We start from the raw sequence: 26,608 nt of genomic DNA, 5'->3' as shown, positions 1-26,608 counted from the left end.
CAATCTCCTGTTGGAGCCGGCTTGCTGGCGATGAACGATAACGCGGACTGCCTGATTCACCGCGGCGTTTGAATCGCCAGCAAGCCGGCTCCTACAAGGCCCATGCAAAACCCCGAGGTCTTTGGGAGCTTCACCATGTTGAACACCCTTCTTCCAATCCTGTTGTTCGTTGCCCTGGGCCTTGCGGTTCTGGGCGCGTTGCGGCGGGTGGCTATGTGGCGCCGGGGCCGGGCTTCGAAAGTCGACCTGATCGGTGGCCTGTTCGCCATGCCCAAGCGCTACATGGTCGACTTGCACCACGTCGTCGCGCGGGACAAATACATCGCCAACACCCACGTCGCCACGGCCGGTGGTGCGGTGGCATCCGCTGTGCTGGCGATTCTGGTGCACGGGTTCGGCCTGCATAACCGCTTCCTCGGTTACGCGCTGTTGCTGATGACGGCCGTGATGTTCGTCGGTGCGATCTTCGTGTACCTGCGCCGGCGCAACCCACCGGCCCGTTTGTCCAAAGGCCCGTGGATGCGTTTGCCGAAAAGCTTGCTGGCATTTTCGGCGTCGTTCTTCCTGGTGACCCTGCCAGTGGCAGGCATCCTGCCGGAAAACTTCGGTGGCTGGATCCTGGTCGTGATCCTCGGGCTCGGCGTGCTCTGGGGCGTCTCGGAATTGTTCTTCGGCATGACCTGGGGCGGGCCGATGAAGCACGCCTTCGCCGGTGCGCTGCACCTGGCCTGGCACCGCCGCGCCGAACGTTTTGGCGGTGGTCGTTCCACCGGTTTGAAGCCGCTGGACCTCAACGATCCAAGCGCACCGCTGGGCGTGGAAACGCCCAAGGATTTCACCTGGAACCAACTGCTCGGTTTTGACGCCTGCGTGCAGTGCGGCAAGTGCGAAGCCGCGTGCCCGGCATTCGCCGCCGGTCAGCCGCTGAACCCGAAAAAGCTGATTCAAGACATGGTCGTTGGCCTCGCCGGTGGCACCGACGCCAAGTTTGCCGGGAGCCCGTATCCGGGCAAAGCGATCGGCGAACACGCCGGCAATCCGCATCAACCGATCGTCAACGGTCTGGTGGACGCTGAAACCTTGTGGTCCTGCACCACTTGCCGTGCCTGCGTCGAGGAATGCCCGATGATGATCGAGCACGTCGATGCCATCGTCGACATGCGCCGCCACCTGACCCTGGAAAAAGGCGCGACCCCGAACAAGGGTGCCGAAGTTCTGGAAAACCTGATCGCCACCGACAACCCGGGCGGTTTCGCGCCGGGCGGGCGGATGAACTGGGCGGCGGACTTGAACCTCAATCTGATGAGCGAGAAGAAGTCGGTCGACGTGCTGTTCTGGGTCGGCGACGGTGCCTTCGACATGCGCAACCAGCGCACCTTGCGCGCCTTCGTCAAAGTGCTGAAAGCGGCCAAGGTCGACTTCGCGGTGCTAGGTCTTGAAGAGCGCGACAGCGGTGACGTGGCCCGGCGTCTGGGCGACGAAGCCACCTTCCAGTTGTTGGCCAAACGCAACATCCAGACCCTGGCCAAGTACAGCTTCAACCGCATCGTCACCTGCGACCCGCACAGCTTCCACGTGCTGAAAAACGAGTACGGCGCCTTCGACGGCAACTACGTCGTGCAGCACCACAGCACCTACATGGCGGAAATCATCAGCGCTGGCGCACTCAATCTCGGCCAGCACAAAGGCAACAGCGTGACCTATCACGACCCGTGCTACCTCGGTCGCTACAACGGCGAATACGAGGCGCCGCGTGAGGTACTGCGTGCGCTGGGGATCGAGGTCAAGGAAATGCAACGCTCCGGTTTCCGCTCGCGCTGCTGCGGCGGTGGTGGCGGTGCGCCGATCACCGACATTCCGGGCAAGCAACGTATCCCCGACATGCGCATGGAAGACATCCGCGAAACCGGTGCCGAGCTGGTGGCCGTGGGCTGCCCACAGTGCACCGCGATGCTCGAAGGCGTGGTCGAACCGCGTCCGCTGATCAAGGACATCGCCGAGCTGGTGGCGGACGCGCTGCTTGAAGACGCAGCCCCAAGCAAACCGACCACACCGGCCCAACGTGAACCTGCGGAGGCCCACTGATGAGCGACATTATCCGCCGCGACCCCCGCGCCGAATGGATTGCCCGTAACCGCCTGCACCCGCTGCATGCGGCCATGCAACCGGCGCAACACAGCTGGATGGGGCCGAATGGCGTCATCCGCAAAAATCCCCATGGCATCGGTTTCATCGGCCCGAACGGCATTAAACGGATCGACCGCAGTGGCGCTCAGCAGGGCGGGGCGACCAAACGCTCGGCCGCTGTTGAAGTGCAATTGCCGCTGCATCAAGTGCCTGCACCTGCGTTTTACATCAGCGTGGTGCCGGACATGGTCGGCGGCCGCTTGAGCAGCCACGACCGCGATTTGCTCGGACTGGCGCATCAATTGGCCGGCAAAGATGGCGCGGTATTGGCCGTGGTCTTCGGCGAACACAAGGAGAGCGCCTTCGCCACCGCAGGCGTCGATCGCTTGTTGGTACTCGAAGGCGAGGAATTCAGCGGTTATGCACCGGAACAACGGGTCCAGGGCCTGCGGGCTGTGGATAACCAGTTCAGCCCGCGCCATTGGCTGCTGCCGGACAGCCGCAGCGGTGGCGGCGAACTCGGTCGACGCTTTGCCGCTGCACTGGGCGAACGCCCGGCCACGCGGGTCTGGCAGGTCAAGGATCAGGAATGCATCGGCCGCGCCGGTGCTGGCTTGCAAGACCTTGCGCGCCCGGTTGCACGCTTGATCCTGGCTGCCGTCGAATGTGCCGAACCCGTCAGCGAAACCCGACACGAAGCCTTGCCGGTGGAGTTATCCACAACCGTGGCCCGCAGCCTGTCGCGGATCGAGGATCTGGGCGCTGTGGCCGTGGACCCGGCGGCGATTCCGATGGCCGAAGCCGAGTTCATCTTCTCCGGCGGCAACGGGGTCAAGGATTGGGGACTTTTCCACAGAACCGCCCAAGCCCTCGGCGCCACCGAAGGCGCGTCACGCGTGGCAGTGGACGATGGTTTCATGGCGCGCGACCGTCAGGTCGGCGCGTCCGGCACCTGGGTCACCGCGCGCGTTTACGTGGCGGTGGGGATTTCCGGGGCGATCCAACACCTGCAAGGCATCGGTGCCTGCGACAAGGTGGTGGCGATCAACCTCGACCCTGGCTGCGACATGATCAAACGGGCCGACCTATCGGTGATCGGCGAGAGCGCCGAGATACTTCAAGCCTTGATCGCGGCGGTAGAGGCTTACCGCAACGAAGCCAAGCGCGATGCGGCTTAAGGGAAGGAAAGGGTTATGAGCACGAAAATCATCAGCCTGGTGTCCATCGGCGCCCACCCGACTTCCGGCCGGCCACGTCGCGCGGAGCAGGATGCGCGGGCCGTGGAACTGGGTCTGCAACTGGCTGGGGATAACCTGCAAGTGCTGCATGCCGGCGACGTCGCGGAACCGGCGTTGCGCGCTTACCTGGGCATGGGCCTGGAACAGCTGCATGTGCTGGAACAACCGCAGGGCGCCGATGCATTGCCGGCGTTGACCGCCTATCTGCGCGACGCGGGTGCGCAAGTCGTGCTGACCGGCAGCCAGGCTGAAACCGGTGAAGGCTCGGGCATGCTGCCGTTTCTGCTGGCGGAAAGCCTCGGCTGGCCGCTGGTGGTCGGGCTGGCGCAGGTCGAGTCCATCGACGGCAATTCGGCCCTGGTGCTGCAAGCCTTGCCCCGTGGCCAGCGTCGTCGTTTGAAGGTACGGCTGCCGTTTCTCGCGACAGTGGATAACGCGGCGCCGAAGCCTCGGCAGAGCGCCTACGGCCCGGCCCGGCGCGGTGTGTTGCAGGCGGATGAAGTCGAAGTGATCGACGATGAACTGCTGGCGGTCGCTACATTGCAACCTGCCAAACCGCGGCCTAAACGCTTGAAAGTGATCAAAGCCAAAAGCGGCGCAGACCGGATGAAAGCCGCGACGGCAAAGGCCAGTGGCGGCGGCGGACAAGTGCTCAAAGGCGTGACCGCACAAGCGGGTGCCGAGGCGATTCTCAAGTTGTTGATCGAAGAAGGCGTGGTTCGCTGACTCACAATCACCACACATCAAAATGTGGGAACGGGCTTGCTCGCGAACGCGGAGTTTCAATCGACAGTAAAATTGCCTGACACACCGCGTTCGCGAGCAAGCCCGCTCCCACAAGGGAAAACCATGACCGTAAAATTTCGTTCGGCCCAGCGCGCGGATGCGCGGGAGATTGCTCGTCTGTTCCAGATTTCGTCAGAGGGGGCTTCGGATTACATCTGGAGCCAACTGGCAGAGCCGGGCCAGGATCTGTTGGAAGTGGGGGCCAGTCGTTACGCCCGCGACGATGTGGATTTCTCCTGGCAGAACTGCCTGATTGCCGAAGCAGACGGGCAGGTCGTCGGCATGATGCACAGCTACACAATGCGTCACGATCCCCTGGCCGAACCCACCACCGACCCGGTGCTGGCGCCATATGCCGACATGGAAATCCCCGACACGCTCTACATCTCCAGCCTGGCGCTGCACGAAGGCTGGCGAAATCAGGGCCTGGGCAAACAGTTCCTCGCGCACGCTCACGAGCGCGCCAGCCAGTTGGGCCTCAAGGGGTTGAGCCTGATCGACTACGCCGTCAACACCGGTGCCCGTCGGTTTTACGAGCGCCATGGCTTTCGAATCGTCGATACCTGCCTGATCACCCCTCACCCGATGATTCGGGTGACCGGTGAGGCCTACCTCATGCAGTGGCCCTAGTGAACTACATTTCTCTATGAGCTGCCCGAACTGGCAGCAGCGCTAATTCAAACAACGCGGTTTCAGGCATGGGTCGATCATGAGCGCGGTCAATCGGCGTGTGCCATGTCTGATCTGTGCCCTGATGGTTTTTCTCTGTGTCTCCACGAATTCGACGGCTGATAGGGAAGCGCCGGATTTCTATACATGGATCGAGTCTGAACCGGGGCGCAGCGCTTCCCTGGCGCAGATGAAGCAGCAGTGCGACGACGTACGCGATCCTGAAAAAAACCTGAAGTGTTCAGTGTCCGTTCTCGCCAGAATGTTCGAGGACAAGGCCGCCAACCAGCTTCCCGATTACTACCTGGCGATCAAGCGCCGTCACGCCGGGGCCATCGCGAATGACCCTGAGCTCAAACCGTTGTTTTCCATGTTCGGCAGCGAATCGCTCGCGACCTTGCGTCAGGTCGCCGATTTCTCGGTGACCCAAACAAAGCACCACGAAGTACTGCCGATCCATCCTTACCCCAGTGACGGCCAATCGACCGACGAAGTGTTGCCCTACATCGACGTCAAAGCGGCCAATGGGGTTTCGGCGCGCTTCATTCTTGATACGGGAGCCCCTCAAACACGGGTCAACACTGAAACTGCGAAGTTGATGGGCATCAGGTTATTGACCGACTCCCATTACGGCTACAGCACGTTCTACGGTGAGCGAGACCTGGCAGCCCAACTGGGAATCCTGGAGTCCCTGAAGATAGGTGCACGCGAATTCAGGAATGTCCTGGTGTTTGTCAGTGACCGGGATAACTTGTTGGGGCTTGATCTGATCGGTAAGTCAGGGCGTTTGAAGGTCACGAAAAAGACCCTGGAGATTAACGCGGCACCGCCCACGCGATGTGATTCGCCCATCACCTACGCGCGCATGGACTTCAATCAACGACTGACCATTGCCGCGCGGCTGGATCGTCGGGCAACGCTGGCGATTATCGACACAGGCAATGTGGATTACCTGACCTCGTCCTCGCCCGGCCATTCACCGGACAACGTCACGCCGAGTCACCGGACCTACAGGGGCGAGTTGAGCCTGGCCGGACGCATCCGGTCGATCACCTACAAATACTACCCGGACTACACAATTCCGCCGTCCATGCTGCTCGGGCAGTACGTGCCTTCGATCCTGCTCGGCTGGGGGGCGTTCAATGACTATGAGCTGAATCTGGATATCGCCTCGGGGCTGTCATGTTTCAACAGGGTTTGATGACGGTTACCCACAATCCCTGTTAGCGTTTCTGTGGATAACATGTTCACCCCTCGCTGCACGCCACGGTATTCAAGCCCTGCAAGCCTTCGTACAAAAAACAACCAGCCTAACTTACGGTTTTTACGGGCTTTTTCCCGAGGATAAGTTTAGGCGGGCAACAATACTTGCCCCCAATCTCTGTTGGCGCTTCTGTGGATAAGATGTTCGCTGTCGGCTGCAGGCCTTATAAAACGGGGCTTTCAGGTGGATGATTAAAAAACAACCAAATCACAGTTTTACGCTGATAAACCTCTCGCAAACCCCGATTTATCGCGGCTTCCGGCGGTTTTCCACAGATTCGCCAAAGTTGCCCCCAAAGTCTGTTGGCGCTTCTGTGGATAAGGTGTTCGCCATCCTCCGCAGGCCACGTGTTTCGTGGCTTTCAGGCGTCAGGTCAAAAAACAGCCAATCGCCGCTCAAAACCCTGCTTCTGCATAAGTCACGGATTTTCTTCGGTTTCTGTGGAGAAAATTATGGGTCGTCACACACTTGTCCCCATTAGCTGTGGGTGGAGGTGTGGATAACTTGTTTGCTGAAGGCTGGACGCCACGAACGGCATAGCGCTGAACGGAATAGATCATATTTCGTACAGATCTATGGAGGGGAGGGTATGGAGAAAGAAAGGCGGTGACCATTAGGGTGCCTTCGCGAGCAAGTCGAATCGTCGCACCGCCGCTCCCACACTTGACCGTGTTGACCACAAGATTTGTGCACAACGTAGATCCAATGTGGGAGCGGCGGTGCGACGATTCGACTTGCTCGCGAAGCTTTTGCTCTTAGCCTTGAACCGGAACCCCTTTGAGGTACGGCGCAGGCTCAGCACCAAGGTTGTTCAACAGACGCTCGCTGTACCAGTCCACAAAGTTCACCACACCAAACTCATAGGTCTTGGAATAAGGCCCTGGCTGATAAGCAGTGGAGTTGATCCCGCGCTGGTTCTCTTCGGCCAGGCGACGGTCCTGATCGTTGGTGGCATCCCAGACCTGGCGCATGCGCTCCACGTCGTAGTCCACGCCTTCGACCGCGTCCTTGTGCACGATCCACTTGGTGGTGACCATGGTTTCCTGCGCGCTGATCGGCCATACGGTGAACACAATGATGTGGTCACCCATGCAGTGGTTCCACGAGTGCGGCAGGTGCAGGATGCGCATCGAGCCCAGGTCCGGGTTCTTGATGCGGCCCATGAGTTTGGCGCAGCCCTGTTTGCCGTCCATGGTCATCGACACGGTGCCCTTGAGCAGCGGCATGCGCACGATGCGGTTACGCAGGCCGAAACTGGCGTGGGCGTAAGGGATCTTCTCGGCTTCCCAGGCAGCGGCGGAGGCTGCGACGTGATCCTTGAACGCCTGATCGGCGCGCGGGTCGGTGACGTCGTCCCATTCCAGCAGGGTTTTCAGCAATTCCGGGTGCGACGCGTTGCAGTGGTAGCACTCGCGGTTGTTTTCCAGCACCAGCTTCCAGTTGGCCTTTTCCATCAAGGTGGTTTGCACCGCCACCTTGGTGTTTTCCATGTCGTACGGTTCCATGTAATGGTTGAGCGTCGACAGGAAGTCATCAATGGCCGGCGGGTTCTCCGACAGGCTGATGAAGATGTAGCCACCGGCAGTCTTCACGTTCACCGGCTTGAGGCCGTACTGCTTCATGTCGAAGTCGGCGCCCATTTCAGTGCCGGCGAACAGCAGGCGACCGTCCAGTTCGTATGTCCACTGGTGGTAGTGGCAGACCAGCTTGGCAACCTTGCCTTTTTCACTGGTGCACAGCCGCGAACCGCGGTGGCGGCAGACGTTGTGGAACGCATGCACCACGCCCTCGGCACCGCGAATCACGATGATCGGGTTCTTGCCGACCTGCAGGGTCAGGTAGTTGCCCTTGGTCGGGATTTCGCAGGTCATGCCGGCGATCAACCACTCTTTCTGGAAGATCTCCTGCATGTCGATATCAAACAGCCGCTCGTCAGAGTAAAACGGCTGCGGCAGCGAGAAAGTACGTTCGCGCTCTTGCAGCATCTGCGCGGTGGCCTTGCGTGCGGGTTCCAGTGGATCGCCCAGGCTCAGGGTAGTGGTGACGTCCATCGTGTGTTTCCTCAAGGCCATCTGCGTGGCCGCGAAAGTGGCTGATCAGGTTTGCTACGCAAGGTGTAAAGGTTGTGTCTTGGTATGGAGCGAGTGTGGGGCCGGCGCTGGCCAGAACCTTATCCATGGGCGACATGGCCCAATCTGTTCCCGACGCGCAACCCCCGGTATATGCGGGCTGGTCGCGATAAGTATGTGAATGTCGCAGATAGGTAAATGGGTGTTCTGCGCTATACGCAGAATCGCCAACATAAGGCCGACCATCGGCGGTGGAGAACAGCATGTCCAACAGCTTCCTGAATCCGGTAACCACCCAGACCTGGGCCAATGGCCGACACATCGTCCGTTGCGTCAAAGTCATCCAGGAAACCTGGGATGTGCGCACCTTCTGTTTTATGGCTGACCAGCCGATCCTGTTCTTCTTCAAGCCCGGGCAGTTCGTCACCCTGGAGCTGGAAATCGAAGGCGTGCCGATCATGCGCTCCTATACCATTTCCAGCTCGCCGTCGGTGCCGTACAGCTTTTCGGTAACGATCAAGCGCGTGCCGGGCGGCAAGGTCTCCAACTGGCTGCACGACACCCTGCATGAGGGCCAGGAACTGGCAGTGCACGGGCCGGTCGGGCTGTTCAACGCCATGGATTTTCCCGCGCCCAAGGTCCTGTACCTCAGCGGCGGCGTCGGCATCACACCTGTCATGTCCATGGCGCGCTGGTTCTACGACACCAACGGCAACGTCGACATGGTGTTTATCCACAGCGCCCGTTCGCCCAAAGACATCATTTATCACCGCGAGCTGGAACACATGGCGTCGCGAATCGACAACTTCAGCCTGCACCTGATCTGCGAGAAGCATGGTCTGGGCGAGCCGTGGGCCGGTTATCGCGGTTACCTGAACCACAAGATGCTTGAACTGATGGCACCGGACTTCATGGAGCGCGAAGTGTTCTGCTGCGGGCCGACGCCGTACATGAACGCGGTGAAACGCATGCTCGAAGCCGTCGGTTTCGACATGAAGCGGTATCACGAGGAGTCCTTCGGTGCCACGCCACCGGAAGCCCGTGCCGATGCGGTGGAGCAAGCCGAAATTGCCGCAGATGCACCGGACATCGACGTGGCGGATCTGCACCAGGTGGAATTCACCGCGTCCGGCAAGAGCATTCGCGTTGCACCGGGGGAAACGGTCCACGCCGCTGCTGCCAAGCTGGGTCTGTTGATTCCAAAGGCCTGCGGGATGGGGATCTGCGGGACGTGCAAGGTGATGAAGCTGGGAGGCGAGGTCGAGATGGACCACAACGGCGGGATCACCGAGGAAGACGAAGCCGAGGGATACATTCTTTCGTGCTGCAGCGTGCCGAAGGGTGATGTGCGCATCGAGTTTTAACGCACACCGCAAAACCAAATGTGGGAGCGGGCTTGCTCGCGAAGGCGTACTGACAGTCAACACTGATGTTGACTGATCCGGCGCTTTCGCGAGCAAGCCCGCTCCCACAGGGGTGGTATTTCAGTCGACAAACAGGTCTGGCATCAGGTTGTCGGTGGAGCCCGGCTCAAACCGATACCCTTCAAAATCCGTCACCCCGTTTTCCCGCAGAATCTCCTCATCAATCAGCAACCGCCCGGTAATGCTGCGACCGCCGCTGTCCAGAATCACATGGGCGGCGTCCGCCATGATCGCCGGCGTGCGCGCATGTTTGAAGGACTCGCGAGAACCCAGCTGAAACTCGATGGCGGCGGTGGCGATCATGGTTTGCGGCCACAGCGAGTTGACGCTGATGCCGTAATTCCTGAATTCCTCGCTCATGCCCAGCGTGAGCATGCTCATGCCGTATTTGGTTACGGTGTACGGGCTGTATTGGGCGAACCATTTGGTGGCCAGGTTGAGTGGCGGTGACAGATTGAGGATATGGCCGCTGCTCTTCTTCAAATAGGGCAGGGCGGCCTGACTGCACAGCAACACGGCGCGGGTGTTGATCTGGTGCATCAGGTCAAAGCGCTTGAGTTCGATGTGCTGAACGCCGGTCAGCTTGATTGCGCCGGCGTTGTTGATCAGCGCATCAATACCGCCGAAATGTTCGTTGGCCCGGGCCAAGGCTTCACGCACCGCTACTTCATCGCGCACATCCACCTGCAAGGCCAGTGCCTTGCCTCCCGCCGCTTCGACTTCCTTCGCGACGCTGAAAATCGTGCCCGGCAGCTTCGGATGCGGTTCGGCACTTTTGGCCGCAATCACAATGTTGGCCCCATCCCGCGCAGCCCGCAGTGCGATCTCACGGCCAATCCCGCGACTGGCGCCAGTAATGAACAGGGTTTTGCCTTGTAATGACATGCGTGCGCTCCTGATTATTGTTATGTGAGCGACTTAATGTAGACCAAGGCGTGGTCACCTGTAGAAGCCGGCTTGCTGGCGAACGCTGCAATGCGGCATGTCTGACACACCGCCATCGCCAGCAAGCCGGCCCCTACAAGTTGTCGTGTGTCAGATGGCTTATCTCGACATGACTTCGCGGATATCCGCCGCCAGTTCGCGAACGCGCTCTTCCTCGGTGTCCCACGAGCACATGAAGCGTGCGCCACCGTTGCCGATGAAGGTGTAGAAGCGCCAGCCTTTGGCGGTCAGTGCGGCGATGGCCGGTTCCGAAAGTTGCAGGAACACGCCGTTGGCCTGCACCGGGAACATCAGTTCCACGCCGGGAATGTCGCTGACCAGCTCGGCCAGCAACTGCGCGCAATGGTTGGCGTGGCGGGCGTATTTGAGCCAGGCGTCGTTTTCCAGAATCCCGACCCACGGCGCCGAGAGGAAGCGCATCTTGGACGCCAGCTGACCGGCCTGCTTGCAGCGGTAGTCGAAGTCTTCGGCCAGTTTGTGGTTGAAGAACAGAATCGCTTCACCCACGGCCATGCCGTTTTTCGTGCCGCCGAAGCACAGGACATCGACCCCGGCCTTCCAGGTCAGGTCCGCTGGCGAGCAACCAAGAAATGCGCAGGCGTTGGAGAAGCGTGCGCCGTCCATGTGCAGGTTCAGGCCCAGTTCTTTGCACGTGGCACTGATGGCGCGGATTTCTTCCGGGGTATAGACGCTGCCGACTTCGGTGGCTTGGGTCAGGGTCACGACGCGCGGTTTCGGGTAGTGGATGTCCTGGCGCTTGAGGGCCACTTCGCGGATCGATTCCGGGGTCAGCTTGCCGTTTTCGGTGCGGGCGACCAGCAGTTTGGAGCCGTTGGAGAAGAATTCCGGCGCGCCGCATTCGTCGGTTTCGACGTGGGCGGTTTCCGAGCAGATTACGCTGTGGTAACTCTGGCACAGCGACGACAGGGCCAGTGAGTTGGCGGCGGTGCCGTTGAAGGCGAAGAACACTTCACAGTCGGTTTCGAACAATTTGCGGAATTGATCGGACGCGCGGGCGGTCCATTCATCGTCGCCGTAGGCGCGCTGGTGGCCGTGGTTGGCCAGTTCCATCGCCGCCCAGGCTTCAGGGCAGATACCGGAATAGTTGTCGCTGGCGAATTGTTGGCTCTTATCGGTCATAGCCCTGCTTTCCGTGGTCGGGGCGCTTATGGTGAAGCGCCTCGTGGTCAATGATGGTGCGCACTTTACCGAAGATCATCCGGGGAGCACACAGGATGCGTCTGACAGAAAAATACCGAGACGACGGGCAATTATGCACATGACACAAAGGGATGGGGCACTGGATCTGCTGAAGTGGCTGGCGCTGCTGAGCATGGTGCTCGATCACCTGCGATATGTCGGTTACTCCGTCGATATTCTTTATGCTCCCGGCCGGTTGGCGTTTCCGTGGTTTTGTCTGGCGATGGCGGCGAATGTTTCGCGGGCACGGGAAGTCACACATCAGTGGCGGTATCTGGGCTGGTTGTTGCTGTTCAGTGCCGTCAGCGAAATCCCTTACAGGATGTTTATTCCCGATCCCGATACGTTGAACGTGTTGCCTACGCTGACGCTTGGATTGTTGGTCGCACGTGGCTGGCAGCAGGAAACGCTGCAATCGCGACTGCTCGCGGCTGGCGCGCTGGTCCTGGCGGCGGTGTTCTCGGAACGCCTGATGTTCGGTTTCTTTGGCGTTCTGCTGCCGCTGGCGATGCTGCTGGTGATCAGGCGCCCCTGGTATTTCAGTCTGTTGCCGGGATGGGTGTGCATGGCTGCCAATCAATGGCAGGTGTTGTTTGCCTCGGCCCGGTTCGGCAGCAGCGCCGCCCTGTTCGGCATAGCCATTTGTCTGATCGCGCCATTGCTCGGTTTGTTCTTGTTGCGACATGCCGGGCATTTCAAGCCACCGCCGATGCGGCGTTGGGCGTATGCACTCTATCCGCTGCACTTTCTACTGCTATTGCTCGTCCGCCAGATCGCCGCATAACCCTTGTGGGAGCGGGCTTGCTCGCGATGGCGGCGTCACATCCGGCATGGATGTCGGCTGACCCGCCGCCATCGCGAGCAAGCCCGCTCCCACAGGGATCTATGTTGATCTTGCGATCGAGTCAGGTGCGGCCATTTCAGTCCATGTCGTAAACGCACCTTTGCGTGGCGTCCGTAGGCATTTGACCTGTCTGCGCCGGTCATACCATCGCATCAAAGGGCACTGCCGACAGGTACGTGCCTCACCGAGACGAATGGCGCACCGCCGCCGCTGGGAGAGACGCGATGTTCAGCAAGCAAGACCAGATCAAGGGTTACGACGATGCACTGCTGGCGGCGATGAATGCCGAGGAGCAACGCCAGGAAGATCACATCGAGCTGATCGCGTCAGAGAACTACACCAGCAAACGCGTCATGGAAGCGCAAGGCAGTGGCCTGACCAACAAATACGCCGAAGGCTATCCGGGCAAGCGCTACTACGGTGGCTGCGAGCACGTGGACAAGGTTGAAGCCCTGGCCATCGAACGCGCCAAGCAACTGTTCGGCGCCGATTACGCCAACGTGCAGCCTCACTCCGGTTCCTCGGCCAACAGCGCCGTGTACCTGGCCCTGCTGCAAGCCGGCGACACCATTCTGGGCATGAGCCTGGCCCATGGCGGTCACCTGACCCACGGCGCCAAAGTGTCGTCCTCGGGCAAGCTGTACAACGCCGTGCAGTACGGCATCGACACCAAGACCGGCCTGATCGACTACGACGAAGTCGAGCGCCTGGCCGTCGAATGCAAGCCGAAGATGATCGTTGCCGGCTTCTCGGCTTACTCCAAGACCCTCGATTTCCCACGTTTCCGTCAGATCGCTGACAAAGTCGGTGCGCTGCTGTTCGTCGACATGGCTCACGTCGCCGGTCTGGTCGCTGCCGGTCTGTACCCGAACCCGCTGCCGTATGCCGACGTGGTCACTACCACCACCCACAAGACCCTGCGCGGTCCACGTGGCGGCCTGATCCTGTGCAAGGCCAACGAAGAAATCGAGAAGAAGCTCAACGCAGCAGTCTTCCCGGGTGCCCAGGGCGGCCCGCTGATGCACGTGATCGCGGGTAAGGCCGTGTGCTTCAAGGAAGCGCTGGAGCCAGGTTTCAAGGCTTACCAACAACAAGTGATCGATAACGCCCAGGCCATGGCCGGCGTATTTATCAAACGCGGCTACGATGTAGTGTCCGGCGGCACCGACAACCACCTGTTCCTGGTCAGCCTGATCCGTCAGGGCCTCACCGGCAAAGAGGCGGATGCAGCACTCGGTCGCGCCCACATCACTGTGAACAAGAACGCTGTCCCGAATGATCCACAGTCGCCGTTCGTCACTTCCGGCCTGCGCATCGGCACCCCGGCGGTGACCACGCGCGGCTTCAAGGTGACCCAGTGCGTCACGCTGGCCGGCTGGATCTGCGACATCCTCGACAACCTCGGCGACGCCGATGTCGAGGCCAATGTCGCGCAGCAAGTGTCGGCCCTGTGCGCAGATTTCCCGGTTTATCGCTGAGCGCGGTTTTGGAGTAAATGACTATGCAACGCTACTCGGGCTTCGGCCTCTTCAAACACTCCCTCAGCCATCACGAAAACTGGCAGAAAATGTGGCGCACGCCGACCCCTAAAAAGGTCTATGACGTGGTCATCGTCGGCGGTGGCGGGCATGGTCTCGCCACGGCTTACTACCTGGCCAAGGAACACGGCATCACCAACGTGGCCGTGGTCGAAAAAGGCTGGCTGGGCGGCGGTAACACCGCGCGCAACACCACCATCGTTCGCTCCAACTACCTGTGGGACGAGTCGGCGCACCTGTACGAACACGCGATGAAATTGTGGGAAGGCCTGTCCCAGGACCTGAACTACAACGTGATGTTCTCCCAGCGCGGCGTTTACAACCTGTGCCACACCCTGCAGGACATCCGTGATTCCGAGCGTCGGGTCAGCGCCAACCGCCTCAACGGCGTGGACGGTGAGCTGCTCGATGCCAAGCAAGTGGCTGACGAGATTCCGTACCTCGACTGCTCGAAAAACACGCGCTACCCGGTGATGGGCGCTACCGTCCAGCGTCGCGGCGGCGTGGCCCGTCACGATGCCGTGGCGTGGGGCTTTGCCCGTGCCGCTGACGCACTCGGCGTGGACCTGATCCAGCAGACCGAAGTGATCGGTTTCCGCAAGGAAAACGGTGTGTGCATCGGTGTTGAAACCAACAAGGGCTTCATCGGTGCCAAGCGCGTCGGTGTGGTCACGGCCGGTAACTCCGGGCACATGGCCAAGCTCGCCGGTTTCCGTCTGCCGATCGAATCCCATCCGCTGCAAGCGCTGGTATCCGAGCCGATCAAGCCGATTATCGACAGCGTGATCATGTCCAACGCCGTACACGGCTACATCAGCCAGTCCGACAAGGGCGACCTGGTGATCGGCGCCGGTATCGACGGCTACAACGGCTACGGCCAGCGTGGTTCGTACCCGGTGATCGAACACACCATCCAGGCCATCGTCGAGATGTTCCCGGTGCTGTCGCGCGTACGCATGAACCGTCAGTGGGGCGGCATCGTCGACACCACGCCGGACGCGTGCCCGATCATTTCGAAAACCCCGGTCCCGAACATGTTCTTCAACTGCGGTTGGGGCACCGGCGGCTTCAAGGCTACACCTGGCTCGGGCAACGTATTTGCCGCAAGCCTGGCCAAGGGTGAAATGCACCCATTGGCCGCACCTTTCTCCATCGACCGTTTCCACAACGGTGCGTTGATCGATGAACACGGCGCTGCTGCGGTTGCCCACTAACAGGAGAAATCCCCATGTTGCATATCTTCTGTCCTCACTGCGGCGAGCTGCGCTCCGAAGAGGAATTCCACGCATCCGGCCAGGCGCACATCCCGCGTCCACTGGATCCGAACAGCTGCACCGACGAGGAGTGGGGCGACTACATGTTCTTCCGCGATAACCCTCGCGGTCTGCACCACGAACTGTGGATTCACGCCGCCGGTTGCCGTCAGTACTTCAACGCCACCCGCGACACCGTGACCTACGAGATTCTCGAGACCTACAAGATCGGCACCAAGCCACAATTCACCGACAAGACCGATAGCCCGAAAGCGGCCACCACGGCTCTGGGAGAGAAGGTATGAGCCAGATCAATCGCCTGTCCAACGGCGGACGGATCGACCGCAACAAGGTGCTGAGCTTCACCTTCAACGGCCAGGTCTACAAAGGCTTTGAAGGCGACTCCCTGGCCGCTGCCCTGTTGGCCAACGGTGTCGACATCATCGGCCGCAGCTTCAAGTATTCCCGTCCGCGCGGCATCTTCGCCGCCGGCGCCGAAGAGCCGAATGCCGTGCTGCAGATCGGCGCGACCGAAGCCACGCAGATCCCGAACGTACGCGCCACGCAACAAGCGCTGTACCAAGGCCTGGTCGCCACCAGCACCAACGGCTGGCCGAGCGTGAACAACGACATGATGGGAATTCTCGGCAAGGTCGGTGGCAAGCTGATGCCGCCGGGCTTCTACTACAAAACCTTCATGTACCCGCAATCGTTCTGGATGACTTACGAGAAGTACATTCGTAAGGCCGCCGGTCTTGGCCGCTCGCCGACCGAGAACGATCCGGACACCTACGACTACATGAACCAGCACTGCGACGTGCTGATCGTCGGCGCCGGCCCTGCTGGCCTGGCCGCTGCACTGGCCGCTGCGCGCAGCGGTGCCCGCGTGATCCTGGCTGATGAACAGGAAGAGTTCGGCGGCAGCCTGCTCGATTCCCGCGAAAGCCTCGACGGCAAGCCAGCCACCGAGTGGGTCGCCAGCGTCATTGCCGAACTGAAAGACACCCCGGACGTGCTGCTGTTGCCGCGCGCCACCGTCAACGGTTACCACGACCATAACTTCCTGACCATTCACGAGCGCCTGACCGATCACCTCGGCGACCGCGCCCCGATTGGCCAGGTGCGTCAGCGCATTCACCGGGTTCGCGCCAAGCGCGTGGTCCTGGCGACCGGCGCTCACGAGCGTCCGCTGGTTTACGGCAACAACGACGTGCCGGGCAACATGCTTGCCGGTGCAGTCTCGACTTACGTGCGCCGTTACGGCGTGGCACCGGGCAAGAAGCTGGTGCTGTCGACCAACAACGATCACGCCTACCGCGTTGCGCTGGATTGGCTCGACGCCAGCCTGCAAGTCGTGGCCATCGCTGATGCCCGCAGCAACCCGCGTGGTGCGCTGGTGGAAGAAGCCCGTGCCAAAGGCATTCGCATCCTGACCGGCAGTGCCGTGATCGAGGCCCGTGGCAGCAAACACGTGACCGCCGCTCGCGTTGCCGCGATCGATGTGAAAGCACACGCCGTGACCAGTCCTGGCGAATGGCTTGATTGCGACCTGATCGCCAGTTCCGGCGGTTACAGCCCGGTGGTTCACCTGGCGTCGCATTTGGGCGGCAAGCCGATCTGGCGTGAAGATATCCTCGGTTTCGTACCGGGCGAAGCACCGCAGAAACGCGTGTGCGTCGGTGGCATCAACGGCGTCTATGGCCTCGGCGATTCCCTGGCCGATGGTTTCGAAGGCGGCGCTCGCGCAGCCAGCGAAGCCGGTTTCAGCGTGGTCGAAGGCACCTTGCCGAAAGCCCTGAGCCGTCTGGAAGAGCCAACCCTGGCGCTGTTCCAGGTGCCGCACGAAAAGAGCACCGCACGTGCGCCGAAGCAATTCGTCGACCTGCAAAACGACGTCACCGCCGCCGCCATCGAACTGGCGACCCGCGAAGGCTTCGAGTCGGTTGAGCACGTCAAACGCTACACCGCACTGGGCTTCGGTACTGACCAGGGCAAGCTCGGCAACGTCAACGGCCTGGCCATCGCCGCCCGTTCGCTGAACGTGACCATCCCGCAGATGGGCACCACCATGTTCCGTCCGAACTACACGCCGGTCACCTTCGGCGCCGTGGCCGGCCGTCACTGTGGGCACATCTTTGAACCTGTCCGCTTCACCGCGCTGCATCACTGGCACGTGAAGAACGGCGCCGAGTTCGAAGACGTCGGTCAATGGAAGCGTCCTTGGTACTTCCCGAAAAACGGTGAAGACATTCATGCCGCGGTGAAACGCGAATGCAAAGCCGTTCGCGACAGCGTCGGCCTGCTGGATGCGTCGACCCTCGGCAAGATCGACATTCAAGGCCCGGATGCGCGTGAGTTCCTCAACCGCATCTACACCAACGCCTGGACCAAGCTCGACGTGGGCAAGGCCCGTTACGGCCTGATGTGCAAAGAAGACGGCATGGTTTTCGACGACGGCGTGACTGCCTGCCTGGCCGACAACCATTTCGTGATGACCACCACCACCGGCGGCGCTGCACGCGTGCTGCAATGGCTGGAAATCTACCAACAGACCGAATGGCCAGACCTGAAGGTGTACTTCACTTCCGTGACGGATCACTGGGCAACCATGACCCTGTCCGGGCCGAACAGCCGCAAGCTGCTCAGCGAAGTGACCGACATCGATCTGAGCAACGAAGCTTTCCCGTTCATGACCTGGAAAGAAGGCCTGGTCGGCGGTGTGCCAGCGCGGGTGTTCCGGATCTCGTTTACCGGTGAGCTGTCGTACGAAGTCAACGTACAGGCCGACTACGCCATGGGCGTGCTCGAGAAAATCGTCGAGGCCGGCAAAAAGTACAACCTGACGCCGTACGGCACCGAAACCATGCACATCCTGCGGGCCGAGAAAGGCTTCATCATCGTCGGTCAGGACACCGACGGCTCGATGACTCCGGATGACCTGAACATGGGCTGGTGTGTCGGTCGCACCAAACCGTTCTCGTGGATCGGCTGGCGTGGCATGAACCGCGAAGACTGCGTGCGTGATCAACGTAAACAGCTGGTGGGCCTGAAGCCGATCGATCCGACCAAATGGCTGCCGGAAGGTGCGCAACTGGTGTTCAACACCAAGCAGACGATCCCGATGACGATGGTCGGTCACGTCACCTCCAGCTACCTGCACAACTCCCTGGGCTATTCGTTTGCCATGGGCGTGGTCAAAGGCGGCCTGAAGCGCATCGGTGAGCGTGTGTTCGCACCGCTGGCCGATGGCAGCGTGATCGAGGCGGAAATCGTTTCTTCGGTGTTCTTCGATCCAAAGGGTGATCGCCAGAACGTGTGATTGCCGGATGTGATTATGACTGTAGGAGCCGGCTTGCTGGCGATGAACGATAACGCGGTGCACCTGATACACCGCGTCGTCCGGATCGCCACCAAGCCGGCTCCTACAGGAGGCAACCGCACCATCAACAGAATTCAGGAACAGGTGCTTTATGACCGCAGCCAATGTTTACCAACAACGCCCAACCACCGGGGCCAAGGCCGAGTCGTCGCTGCATCATGCCGACCTCGCCAGCCTGGTCGGCAAGGGCCGCAAAAACGCCGGCGTGATCGTGCGTGAGAAAAAACTCCTCGGCCACCTGACCCTCCGTGGTGATGGCCACGATGCCGCGTTTGCCGCAGGCGTGCACAAGGCCCTCGGCATCGAATTGCCAGGCGCACTGAGTGTCATCGTCAAAGGCGAAACCAGCCTGCAATGGATGGGGCCGGATGAATGGCTGCTGATCGTGCCAACCGGCGAAGAATTCGCCGCCGAGCAGAAACTGCGTGAAGCGCTGGGCGACCTGCACATCCAGATCGTCAACGTCAGCGGCGGTCAGCAGATCCTCGAACTGAGCGGCCCGAACGTACGCCAGGTGCTGATGAAATCCACCAGCTACGACGTGCACCCGAACAGCTTCCCGGTCGGCAAGGCAGTGGGCACCGTGTTCGCCAAGTCGCAACTGGTGATCCGCCACACCGCCGAAGACACTTGGGAACTGCTGATCCGCCGCAGCTTCTCGGATTACTGGTGGTTGTGGTTGCAGGATGCGTCGGCTGAGTACGGGCTTAGCGTCCAGGCTTGAGATTTTATCGCCAGCAAGCCGGCTCCTGCAGGCCCGTGTCCTACACATCATTTGTGAACGACAGAAAACTGTAGGAGCCGGCTTGCTGGCGATCAACCGCGCAGCGGTTGCCCATAACAACAGGAGTCACCGCACTATGAGCCGCGCCCCAGACACATGGATTCTGACCGCCGACTGCCCAAGCGTTCTCGGCACCGTGGACGCGGTGACCCGCTTTCTGTTCGAGCAGGGCTGCTACGTCACTGAGCACCATTCCTTCGATGATCGGCTTTCGGGCCGGTTCTTCATTCGCGTGGAGTTCCGTCAGCCCGACGGCTTTGACGAACAAGCCTTTCGCGCAGGCCTCGAAGAACGTGGTCAGTCCTTCGGCATGATCTTCGAGCTGACCCCGCCGCACCATCGGCCCAAAGTGGTGATCATGGTCTCTAAGGCCGATCACTGCCTCAACGATTTGCTTTACCGCCAACGCATCGGCCAGCTGTCGATGGACGTCGCCGCCGTGGTCTCCAACCACCCGGACCTCAAGCCGTTGGCCGACTGGCACCAGATCCCGTATTACCACTTCCCGCTCGACCCCAACGACAAGCCGGCGCAAGAGCGTCAGGTGTGGCAGGTGATCGAGGATTCCGGCGCCGAACTGGTGATCCTTGCGCGGTACATGCAGGTTCTGTCACCGGAGCTGTGCCGCAAACTCGACGGCAAGGCGATCAACATCCATCACTCCCTGCTGCCGGGTTTCAAGGGCGCCAAGCCTTATCACCAGGCCTACAACAAGGGCGTGAAACTGGTCGGTGCCACAGCGCACTACATCAACAACGATCTGGACGAGGGGCCGATCATCGCCCAGGGCGTGGAGGTGGTGGATCACAGTCATTACCCGGAAGATTTGATCGCCAAGGGGCGCGATATCGAAGGGCTGACATTGGCCAGGGCGGTTGGGTATCACATCGAAAGAAGGGTGTTTTTGAACGCGAACAGAACCGTCGTTCTTTAGATCGCCATCGCTGGCAAGCCAGCTCCCACAGGTTTTGTATCGTTCACAAATTCTGTGAACACCCCAATCACTGTGGGAGCTGGCTTGCCAGCGATGAGGCCATAACAGACAACACAAGACACACACAGGCAATAACCCGAGCAATCAACGCGCCGCCGATCCATGGCGACGCGACCGCTACATAAAAACAACAGCGAGGTGAAAGCATGTCTGGCAATCGTGGTGTGGTGTATCTCGGCGCTGGCAAGGTCGAAGTACAGAAAATCGACTATCCGAAAATGCAGGACCCGCGTGGCAGGAAGATCAATCACGCTGTCATCCTGCGCGTGGTTTCCACCAACATCTGTGGTTCTGACCAGCACATGGTGCGCGGCCGTACCACCGCTCAGACCGGTCTGGTGCTGGGCCACGAAATCACTGGCGAAGTGATCGAGAAGGGCAGCGACGTCGAGAACCTGCAGATCGGCGACCTGGTGTCCGTTCCGTTCAACGTGGCTTGCGGGCGCTGCCGTTCCTGCAAGGAAATGCACACCGGCGTCTGCCTCAGCGTGAACCCGGCGCGTCCGGGCGGTGCTTACGGTTACGTCGACATGGGCGACTGGACCGGCGGCCAGGCTGAATACGCGATGGTGCCGTACGCTGACTTCAACCTGCTGAAACTGCCTGATCGCGATCGCGCGATGGAAAAAATCCGCGACCTGACCTGCCTCTCCGACATCCTGCCAACCGGTTACCACGGTGCAGTGACGGCCGGCGTTGGCCCGGGCAGCACCGTGTACATCGCTGGCGCCGGCCCGGTCGGTCTGGCTGCAGCCGCTTCCGCTCGCCTGTTGGGCGCTGCGGTGGTGATCATCGGCGACGTCAACACCGTCCGCCTGGCCCACGCCAAGGCGCAAGGTTTCGAAATTGCCGACCTGTCCCTGGACACCCCACTGCACGAACAGATCGCTGCGCTGCTGGGTGAGCCGGAAGTGGATTGCGCCGTCGACGCCGTGGGCTTCGAAGCGCGCGGTCACGGCCATGACGGCGTCAAACACGAGGCTCCGGCCACCGTCCTCAACTCGTTGATGGGCGTGGTTCGGGTTGCCGGCAAAATCGGTATCCCGGGCCTGTACGTGACCGAAGATCCGGGTGCTGTGGATGCTGCCGCGAAAATGGGCAGCCTGAGCATTCGCTTCGGTCTGGGCTGGGCCAAATCCCACAGCTTCCACACCGGCCAGACCCCGGTGATGAAGTACAACCGCCAGTTGATGCAGGCGATCATGTGGGATCGCATCAACATCGCCGAAGTGGTGGGCGTTCAGGTGATCAGCCTGGATCAGGCACCGCAAGGCTATGGCGAGTTCGATGCGGGCGTGCCGAAGAAGTTTGTGATCGATCCGCACAAGCTGTTCAGCGCGGCATAAGGCTTCACGCAATACAGAACGGCGACCTTCGGGTCGCCGTTTTTGTTTGAGCCATGCATCAATCCGCAGACGAGCGGGCTGAAAATGGATGTAGCGCTGAGGAACATGCCGACGGAAGACCGGTCAAAACGGCAGCTTTTCCGCCTGTTACCGGCGGTTTTCATGGCACAAGAGGATGTCTGGATGAAGTTTTCACGTGGTTTTGTACTGGCATCGCTCATGACCCTGGCGGCCAGCCCGGTCTTTGCTCAGTTCAGCCTGAGCGATGCGGCCAATGCCATTTCCGGCATGAATGGCGATAACGCTGCCACAGCGGCAGCGCCGACCTCTGAAACGGCAGGTCTGCTGGGTGCGCTCAGCCAGTTGAACCTGACACCACAGCAAGTCGTTGGCGGCACCGGAGCGATGCTCGGTCTGGCCAAGAATCAATTGAGTTCGACCGACTATTCGGAACTGGCCAAAAACGTACCGGGCATCGACATGTTGTCCGGCGGTGGTGAACTGGGTGTCCTCGCCGGGTTGCTCGGTTCGTCCGGTAAGGCGGCCGGCCTGGATAACGCGCTGGGCAACGTCAAGGACACCAACGACCTGAACAACGCGTTCAGCGCATTGGGCATGGACAGCGGCATGATCGGCCAGTTTGCCCCGCTGATTCTGCAATACTTCGGTCAACAGGGCGTGGGCGGTTCACTGCTGCAGAGCCTGGGCGGAATCTGGGGCGCCGGCATCTGATTCAGCGGCGCTCGGCGCGCAAGGCGTCGATGCGCCGGTCCTTCTCGATCCAGAGCTGGTTGACCCAGTTCTGGACCGTCTCGCGAAACGCCGGATCGTTCTCGTAATCACCCTGCCACAGCGCGGGGTCGAGTTCGCGGGTGTTGATGTCGATGATCACCCTCGGCACGTTACCGCTGATCAAATCCCAGAACCCCGGAATCTTCTGCTGCGGATACACCACCGTCACATCGAGAATGGCGTCCAGCTGTTCACCCATTGCCGCCAGCACAAACGCCACGCCGCCGGCCTTGGGCTTGAGCAGATGGGTGAACGGCGACTGCTGCTGAGTGCTTTTCGCCGCCGTGAACCGGGTGCCTTCTAGGTAATTGACCACCGTCACCGGCTGACGTTTATACAGATCGCACGCCGCTTTGGTGATCTCCAGGTCCTTGCCGGCCAACTGCGGGTTCTTTGCCAGAAACGCCTTGGTGTAGCGCTTCATGAACGGGTAATCCAGCGCCCACCAGGCCAGGCCCAGGAACGGTACCCAGATCAGTTCTTTCTTGAGGAAGAATTTGAAAAACGGCGTGCGCCGGTTGAGTGCCTGGATCAGCGCCGGGATATCGACCCAGGATTGATGGTTGCTGATCACCAGATACGACGTGTCGACCCGCAGGTCCGCGCCGCCGCGAATGTCCCATTGTGTGGGGATGCACAGACGGAAGATCAGCTTGTCGATCTCGGCCCAGGTCTCGGCGATCCACATCACCGCCGTGGATGCATAATCACGCCAGCGGCCGGGCAGGACCAGTTTGAGCAGGGCAAACACCATCAGCGGTCCGAACAGGACGAGGGTGTTGAGCAACAGCAGCAGGGTAACGAAACAGCCGGTGAGCAGGCGGCGCATAAGTAACTCTTGGAAGCGTTTGGGCGCGCCATGATAAGCAGCTTCGGGCGACAGGCCAAATCGGTGGTGACGAATGTTTCACCTTTGTCTCGGTATATTTCGATGCCATTCAGATCAAATTGCTCCAGTGACTGTTCCGGCCTCTTCGCGGACAAGCCCGCTCCCACAGTGGATTGGGGTGTACGCAAGTTTTTTGAACGACACAAAACCCTGTGGGAGCGGGCTTGCCCGCAAAGCGATCTCAAGAACGAACGAATTGCCCACTGACGGTCTAAAATTGCGCTGCCCATCTGCCAAGGACATCCATCACGTGAAATCCCTCCTCGCATTGCTGTCCCTCGTGGCCCTGCCGGTCCTGGCCGCCGAGCCGACCCTGTACGGGCGCTACGAATACATTGCGCTGCCGGAAATCGGCGGCGAAGTCCTCAAGGCGAAAATGGACACCGGCGCCCTGACCGCGTCGCTGTCAGCCAAAGACATCGAAACCTTCACCCGCGATGGCGATGAGTGGGTGCGCTTCCGCCTCGCGACCAAAGATGCGAGCAACAAGGTCTACGAGCACAAAGTCGCGCGGATCAGCAAGATCAAGACCCGCTCCGAAGAAGACGAGGATGAAGATGCCGCGGCGCCCACCAAACGTCCGGTAGTCGATCTGGAACTGTGCCTGGGCAACGTCAAGCGCACGGTCGAGGTCAACCTGACCGACCGCAGCAGCTTCAACTACCCGCTGCTGATCGGCGCCAAAGCCCTGCGTGAATTCGGCGCTGCGGTGAACCCGGCGCGACGTTTCACCGCCGACAAACCCGACTGCTGATTTCAAGTGGTCTCATTGACGTGAGGTGAGGCTTGGGGCACCGTTCGCCCACCCAACTGCCGGGCTCGGACGCCATGCCTCATATCCTGATTGTCGAAGACGAAGCGGCGATTGCCGACACCCTGATTTTCGCCTTGCAGGGCGAAGGGTTCACCACGACGTGGCTGAGCCTCGGCGCCGCCGCGCTGGAGCTTCAGCGGCAGACGCCAGCGGATCTGATCATTCTCGACATCGGTCTGCCCGATATCAGTGGCTTCGAAACCTGCAAGCAACTGCGGCGTTTTAGTGACGTGCCGGTGATTTTTCTCAGTGCCCGTGATGCGGAAATCGATCGCGTCGTGGGTCTGGAAATCGGCGCCGACGATTACGTGGTCAAGCCGTTCAGCCCACGGGAAGTGGCAGCGCGCGTGCGGGCCATCCTCAAACGCATGGCGCCGCGTGCGGTGGTCGAGGTTGCATCGACACTCTTTCGCATCGACAGCGAGCGAGTGCAGATCAGCTATCGCGGCCAGTTGCTGACCCTGACGCGCCACGAATTCCGTCTGCTGCAATGCCTGCTCGAACAACCTGAACGCGTCTTCAGCCGCGAGCAACTGCTCGATGCGCTGGGCGTCGCCGCCGATGCCGGGTACGAGCGCAGCATCGATAGCCACATCAAGAGCGTGCGCGCCAAATTGCGCCAGGTGAAGGCCGACGCCGAGCCGATCCAGACCCATCGCGGCCTCGGCTACAGTTACAGCCCGGGACACAGCTGATGCCATTGGGGATCCGGATTTTCCTGGTCTATGTGCTGTTCATCGGCCTGACGGGTTACTTCGTGCTCAGCACCGTGATGGAAGAAATCCGCCCCGGCGTGCGTCAGTCCACAGAAGAAACCCTGGTCGACACCGCCAACCTGATGGCCGAAATCCTGCGCGACGACTTCAAGGCCGGCACGCTTAACCAGAACCGCTGGCCGGAATTGCTCAGGGCCTATGGCGAGCGGCAGCCAAAAGCCAATATCTGGGGGCTGCCGAAGAATCAGGTCAACCACCGTATCTACGTTACTGACGCCAAGGGCATTGTGGTCCTGGATTCCAGCGGCGTGGCGGTGGGCCAGGATTACTCGCGCTGGAACGACGTTCTGCTGACCCTGCGCGGCGAATACGGCGCCCGCTCCAGTCGCAGCGATCCGAACGATGCCAGCTCTTCGGTGATGCACGTTGGCGCGCCGATCCGCGATAACGGCCGGATCATCGGCGTGGTCACCGTCGCCAAACCCAACAGCTCGTTGCAGCCTTACGTCGATCGCACCGAGCGTCGATTGCTCGCCTATGGCGCCGGGCTGATCGGCCTCGGTCTGCTGTTCGGCGCGCTGCTCTCGTGGTGGCTGAGCGCAGCGCTGCGGCGCTTGACCGCTTATGCGAAAGCCGTGAGTGAAGGCCGGCGGGTCGAGGTTCCGCATTATCGCGGCGGCGAAATGGAGCAACTGGCGACCGCTGTGGAGCAGATGCGCACGCAGCTCGAAGGCAAAGCCTACGTCGAGCGCTACGTGCACACGCTGACCCATGAACTGAAAAGCCCGCTGGCGGCGATTCGCGGCGCGGCGGAGTTGCTACAGGGTGAGATGCCGTTGGCTCAACGGCAGCGTTTCGTCAGCAACATCGACAGCGAAAGCGTGCGGATGCAGCAGTTGATCGAGCGTCTGCTGAACCTGGCTCAGGTTGAGCAGCGCCAAGGGCTGGAAGAGCGAGTGGCCGTGCCGTTGGCGAGTCTGGTCGATGAGTTGCTGAATGCGCAGGCTGCGCGCATCGAAGGCAAACAGCTGCGCGTGGAACAGGCGATTCCAGCGGATCTGACGATCACTGGCGAGCCGTTTCTGTTGCGTCAGGCGCTGGGCAACCTGCTGGACAATGCGCTGGATTTCACGCCGGCGAATGGCGTGCTGCGATTCAGCGCGAAGCCGGTTGGGGAGCAGATTGAATTCACACTGTTCAACCAGGCCGAGGCCATCCCCGACTACGCATTGCCGCGATTGAGTGAGCGCTTCTATTCCTTGCCGCGTCCGGACAGCGGGCGCAAGAGCACCGGGTTGGGGCTTAACTTTGTTGAGGAAGTGGTGAAGTTGCATGGTGGGACGTTGCACGTCGGTAATGTCGAGGGCGGGGTTGAAGTGACTTTGCGCCTGGCTTAGGACCGAGTCGCGGCCTCTTCGCGAGCAAGTCGAATCGTCGCACCGCCGCTCCCACATTCGATCTTCAGCGAATATGGATTTTGTGTACGGCCGAGATTAAATGTGGGAGCGGCGGTGCGACGATTCGACTTGCTCGCGAA

General features: G+C 60.7%; 22 protein-coding genes. 18 read left to right on the top strand and 4 right to left on the bottom strand.

Annotation, left to right across the window (positions count from 1 at the left end; translation table 11 throughout):
* Positions 1-135 precede the first annotated feature (135 nt).
* The 5 genes from dgcB to PMI01S_RS06170 all read left to right on the top strand — a co-directional run bounded on the left by dgcB (position 136) and on the right by PMI01S_RS06170 (position 6,021).
* Entirely contained in the window at positions 136-2,085 is a 1,950-nt protein-coding gene (gene dgcB, locus PMI01S_RS06190; protein WP_084318457.1) for a dimethylglycine demethylation protein DgcB, read from the top strand.
* Complete coding sequence (etfA, locus tag PMI01S_RS06185; RefSeq protein ID WP_084318456.1) at positions 2,085-3,305, top strand: electron transfer flavoprotein subunit alpha; 1,221 nt, start codon at positions 2,085-2,087, stop codon at positions 3,303-3,305. Before dgcB ends, etfA begins: the two co-directional genes overlap by 1 nt.
* 15 nt (positions 3,306-3,320) lie before the next feature.
* Positions 3,321-4,091, top strand: a complete 771-nt coding sequence (gene etfB / locus PMI01S_RS06180; RefSeq protein WP_084318455.1) for an electron transfer flavoprotein subunit beta — start codon at positions 3,321-3,323, stop codon at positions 4,089-4,091.
* A 123-nt stretch (positions 4,092-4,214) separates the two neighbouring features.
* Positions 4,215-4,781, top strand: a complete 567-nt coding sequence (locus PMI01S_RS06175; protein ID WP_084318454.1) for a GNAT family N-acetyltransferase — start codon at positions 4,215-4,217, stop codon at positions 4,779-4,781.
* A 79-nt stretch (positions 4,782-4,860) separates the two neighbouring features.
* On the top strand, positions 4,861-6,021 hold the full coding sequence (locus PMI01S_RS06170; RefSeq protein ID WP_084318453.1) for a retropepsin-like aspartic protease: 1,161 nt from the start codon (positions 4,861-4,863) through the stop codon (positions 6,019-6,021).
* A gap of 818 nt (positions 6,022-6,839) precedes the next feature.
* On the opposite strand, the gene gbca is transcribed toward PMI01S_RS06170, so the two are convergent.
* Positions 6,840-8,135 (bottom strand): glycine betaine monooxygenase oxygenase subunit, encoded by a 1,296-nt coding sequence (gene gbca / locus PMI01S_RS06165; RefSeq protein ID WP_031319164.1) that lies wholly within the window; start codon positions 8,133-8,135, stop codon positions 6,840-6,842.
* A 281-nt stretch (positions 8,136-8,416) separates the two neighbouring features.
* On the opposite strand from gbca, the gene gbcB reads away from it, so the two are divergent.
* On the top strand, positions 8,417-9,517 hold the full coding sequence (gene gbcB / locus PMI01S_RS06155; RefSeq protein ID WP_084318452.1) for a glycine betaine monooxygenase reductase subunit: 1,101 nt from the start codon (positions 8,417-8,419) through the stop codon (positions 9,515-9,517).
* Between the two features lie 120 nt (positions 9,518-9,637).
* Here the strand turns inward: gbcB and PMI01S_RS06150 are convergent, their stop codons facing one another.
* Entirely contained in the window at positions 9,638-10,462 is an 825-nt protein-coding gene (locus tag PMI01S_RS06150; protein ID WP_084318451.1) for an SDR family oxidoreductase, read from the bottom strand.
* Between the two features lie 159 nt (positions 10,463-10,621).
* Positions 10,622-11,662 carry a threonine aldolase family protein gene (locus PMI01S_RS06145; protein WP_084318450.1) on the bottom strand — a complete coding sequence of 347 codons (1,041 nt, stop codon included), beginning with the start codon at positions 11,660-11,662 and terminating at the stop codon, positions 10,622-10,624.
* Positions 11,663-11,795: 133 nt separating this feature from the next.
* On the opposite strand from PMI01S_RS06145, the gene PMI01S_RS06140 reads away from it, so the two are divergent.
* The 9 genes from PMI01S_RS06140 (at position 11,796) to PMI01S_RS06100 (ending at position 22,592) form a co-directional block, all read left to right on the top strand.
* On the top strand, positions 11,796-12,506 hold the full coding sequence (locus PMI01S_RS06140; RefSeq protein ID WP_084318449.1) for a TraX family protein: 711 nt from the start codon (positions 11,796-11,798) through the stop codon (positions 12,504-12,506).
* A gap of 284 nt (positions 12,507-12,790) precedes the next feature.
* Positions 12,791-14,044 carry a serine hydroxymethyltransferase gene (gene glyA, locus PMI01S_RS06135; protein ID WP_084318448.1) on the top strand — a complete coding sequence of 418 codons (1,254 nt, stop codon included), beginning with the start codon at positions 12,791-12,793 and terminating at the stop codon, positions 14,042-14,044.
* Between the two features lie 23 nt (positions 14,045-14,067).
* On the top strand, positions 14,068-15,318 hold the full coding sequence (locus PMI01S_RS06130; RefSeq protein ID WP_007947735.1) for a sarcosine oxidase subunit beta: 1,251 nt from the start codon (positions 14,068-14,070) through the stop codon (positions 15,316-15,318).
* Positions 15,319-15,332: 14 nt separating this feature from the next.
* Positions 15,333-15,662 (top strand): sarcosine oxidase subunit delta, encoded by a 330-nt coding sequence (locus PMI01S_RS06125; RefSeq protein WP_034147448.1) that lies wholly within the window; start codon positions 15,333-15,335, stop codon positions 15,660-15,662.
* Positions 15,659-18,676, top strand: coding sequence for a sarcosine oxidase subunit alpha (locus PMI01S_RS06120; protein ID WP_084318447.1), 3,018 nt, complete (start codon positions 15,659-15,661; stop codon positions 18,674-18,676). Before PMI01S_RS06125 ends, PMI01S_RS06120 begins: the two co-directional genes overlap by 4 nt.
* Before the next feature lie 151 nt (positions 18,677-18,827).
* Complete coding sequence (locus tag PMI01S_RS06115; RefSeq protein WP_084318446.1) at positions 18,828-19,460, top strand: sarcosine oxidase subunit gamma; 633 nt, start codon at positions 18,828-18,830, stop codon at positions 19,458-19,460.
* A gap of 136 nt (positions 19,461-19,596) precedes the next feature.
* Positions 19,597-20,454: a formyltetrahydrofolate deformylase gene (purU, locus tag PMI01S_RS06110; protein ID WP_084318445.1), complete on the top strand. Its 858-nt coding sequence runs from the start codon at positions 19,597-19,599 to the stop codon at positions 20,452-20,454.
* A gap of 206 nt (positions 20,455-20,660) precedes the next feature.
* Positions 20,661-21,860, top strand: coding sequence for a formaldehyde dehydrogenase, glutathione-independent (gene fdhA / locus PMI01S_RS06105; RefSeq protein ID WP_017341178.1), 1,200 nt, complete (start codon positions 20,661-20,663; stop codon positions 21,858-21,860).
* Between the two features lie 183 nt (positions 21,861-22,043).
* The gene (locus tag PMI01S_RS06100; RefSeq protein WP_084318444.1) at positions 22,044-22,592 is read left to right on the top strand and encodes a DUF2780 domain-containing protein; all 549 of its coding nucleotides are present in this window, start codon (positions 22,044-22,046) and stop codon (positions 22,590-22,592) included.
* Between the two features lies 1 nt (position 22,593).
* Here PMI01S_RS06100 and yihG read toward each other — a convergent pair whose 3' ends face one another.
* The gene (gene yihG, locus PMI01S_RS06095; RefSeq protein WP_084318443.1) at positions 22,594-23,481 is read right to left on the bottom strand and encodes a 1-acylglycerol-3-phosphate O-acyltransferase, YihG family; all 888 of its coding nucleotides are present in this window, start codon (positions 23,479-23,481) and stop codon (positions 22,594-22,596) included.
* 310 nt (positions 23,482-23,791) lie between these two features.
* Between yihG and rloA2 the strand changes: the two genes are divergently transcribed.
* From rloA2 to creC, 3 genes are all read left to right on the top strand, one after another.
* Positions 23,792-24,295 (top strand): retropepsin-like aspartic peptidase RloA2, encoded by a 504-nt coding sequence (gene rloA2 / locus PMI01S_RS06090; protein WP_017341175.1) that lies wholly within the window; start codon positions 23,792-23,794, stop codon positions 24,293-24,295.
* A gap of 74 nt (positions 24,296-24,369) precedes the next feature.
* Entirely contained in the window at positions 24,370-25,050 is a 681-nt protein-coding gene (gene creB / locus PMI01S_RS06085; protein WP_084318565.1) for a two-component system response regulator CreB, read from the top strand.
* A complete protein-coding gene (gene creC / locus PMI01S_RS06080) occupies positions 25,050-26,468 on the top strand; it encodes a two-component system sensor histidine kinase CreC (protein WP_084318442.1) in 1,419 nt (472 codons plus the stop codon). Before creB ends, creC begins: the two co-directional genes overlap by 1 nt.
* The last annotated feature ends 140 nt before the right edge of the window (positions 26,469-26,608 follow it).

Source organism: Pseudomonas migulae NBRC 103157 (assembly GCF_002091715.1).
In the GTDB taxonomy this organism is placed as follows: domain Bacteria; phylum Pseudomonadota; class Gammaproteobacteria; order Pseudomonadales; family Pseudomonadaceae; genus Aquipseudomonas; species Aquipseudomonas migulae_A.
The sequence above is the reverse complement of the archived record's forward strand: the minus strand, read 5'-3'. Positions and strand labels throughout refer to the sequence as shown.

Excerpts from the sequence above, each read along its gene's own strand:
- glyA (WP_084318448.1), top strand. The coding sequence starts at position 12,791 with ATGTTCAGCAAGCAAGACCAGATCAAGGGTTACGACGATGCACTGCTG.
- gbca (WP_031319164.1), bottom strand. The coding sequence starts at position 8,135 with ATGGACGTCACCACTACCCTGAGCCTGGGCGATCCACTGGAACCCGCA.
- etfB (WP_084318455.1), top strand. The coding sequence starts at position 3,321 with ATGAGCACGAAAATCATCAGCCTGGTGTCCATCGGCGCCCACCCGACT.
- PMI01S_RS06170 (WP_084318453.1), top strand. The coding sequence starts at position 4,861 with ATGAGCGCGGTCAATCGGCGTGTGCCATGTCTGATCTGTGCCCTGATG.
- PMI01S_RS06145 (WP_084318450.1), bottom strand. The coding sequence starts at position 11,662 with ATGACCGATAAGAGCCAACAATTCGCCAGCGACAACTATTCCGGTATC.
- PMI01S_RS06100 (WP_084318444.1), top strand. The coding sequence starts at position 22,044 with ATGAAGTTTTCACGTGGTTTTGTACTGGCATCGCTCATGACCCTGGCG.
- PMI01S_RS06120 (WP_084318447.1), top strand. The coding sequence starts at position 15,659 with ATGAGCCAGATCAATCGCCTGTCCAACGGCGGACGGATCGACCGCAAC.
- gbcB (WP_084318452.1), top strand. The coding sequence starts at position 8,417 with ATGTCCAACAGCTTCCTGAATCCGGTAACCACCCAGACCTGGGCCAAT.
- PMI01S_RS06115 (WP_084318446.1), top strand. The coding sequence starts at position 18,828 with ATGACCGCAGCCAATGTTTACCAACAACGCCCAACCACCGGGGCCAAG.
- yihG (WP_084318443.1), bottom strand. The coding sequence starts at position 23,481 with ATGCGCCGCCTGCTCACCGGCTGTTTCGTTACCCTGCTGCTGTTGCTC.
- PMI01S_RS06140 (WP_084318449.1), top strand. The coding sequence starts at position 11,796 with ATGCACATGACACAAAGGGATGGGGCACTGGATCTGCTGAAGTGGCTG.
- etfA (WP_084318456.1), top strand. The coding sequence starts at position 2,085 with ATGAGCGACATTATCCGCCGCGACCCCCGCGCCGAATGGATTGCCCGT.
- PMI01S_RS06125 (WP_034147448.1), top strand. The coding sequence starts at position 15,333 with ATGTTGCATATCTTCTGTCCTCACTGCGGCGAGCTGCGCTCCGAAGAG.
- purU (WP_084318445.1), top strand. The coding sequence starts at position 19,597 with ATGAGCCGCGCCCCAGACACATGGATTCTGACCGCCGACTGCCCAAGC.
- PMI01S_RS06150 (WP_084318451.1), bottom strand. The coding sequence starts at position 10,462 with ATGTCATTACAAGGCAAAACCCTGTTCATTACTGGCGCCAGTCGCGGG.
- creB (WP_084318565.1), top strand. The coding sequence starts at position 24,370 with ATGCCTCATATCCTGATTGTCGAAGACGAAGCGGCGATTGCCGACACC.
- dgcB (WP_084318457.1), top strand. The coding sequence starts at position 136 with ATGTTGAACACCCTTCTTCCAATCCTGTTGTTCGTTGCCCTGGGCCTT.
- PMI01S_RS06175 (WP_084318454.1), top strand. The coding sequence starts at position 4,215 with ATGACCGTAAAATTTCGTTCGGCCCAGCGCGCGGATGCGCGGGAGATT.
- fdhA (WP_017341178.1), top strand. The coding sequence starts at position 20,661 with ATGTCTGGCAATCGTGGTGTGGTGTATCTCGGCGCTGGCAAGGTCGAA.
- PMI01S_RS06130 (WP_007947735.1), top strand. The coding sequence starts at position 14,068 with ATGCAACGCTACTCGGGCTTCGGCCTCTTCAAACACTCCCTCAGCCAT.
- creC (WP_084318442.1), top strand. The coding sequence starts at position 25,050 with ATGCCATTGGGGATCCGGATTTTCCTGGTCTATGTGCTGTTCATCGGC.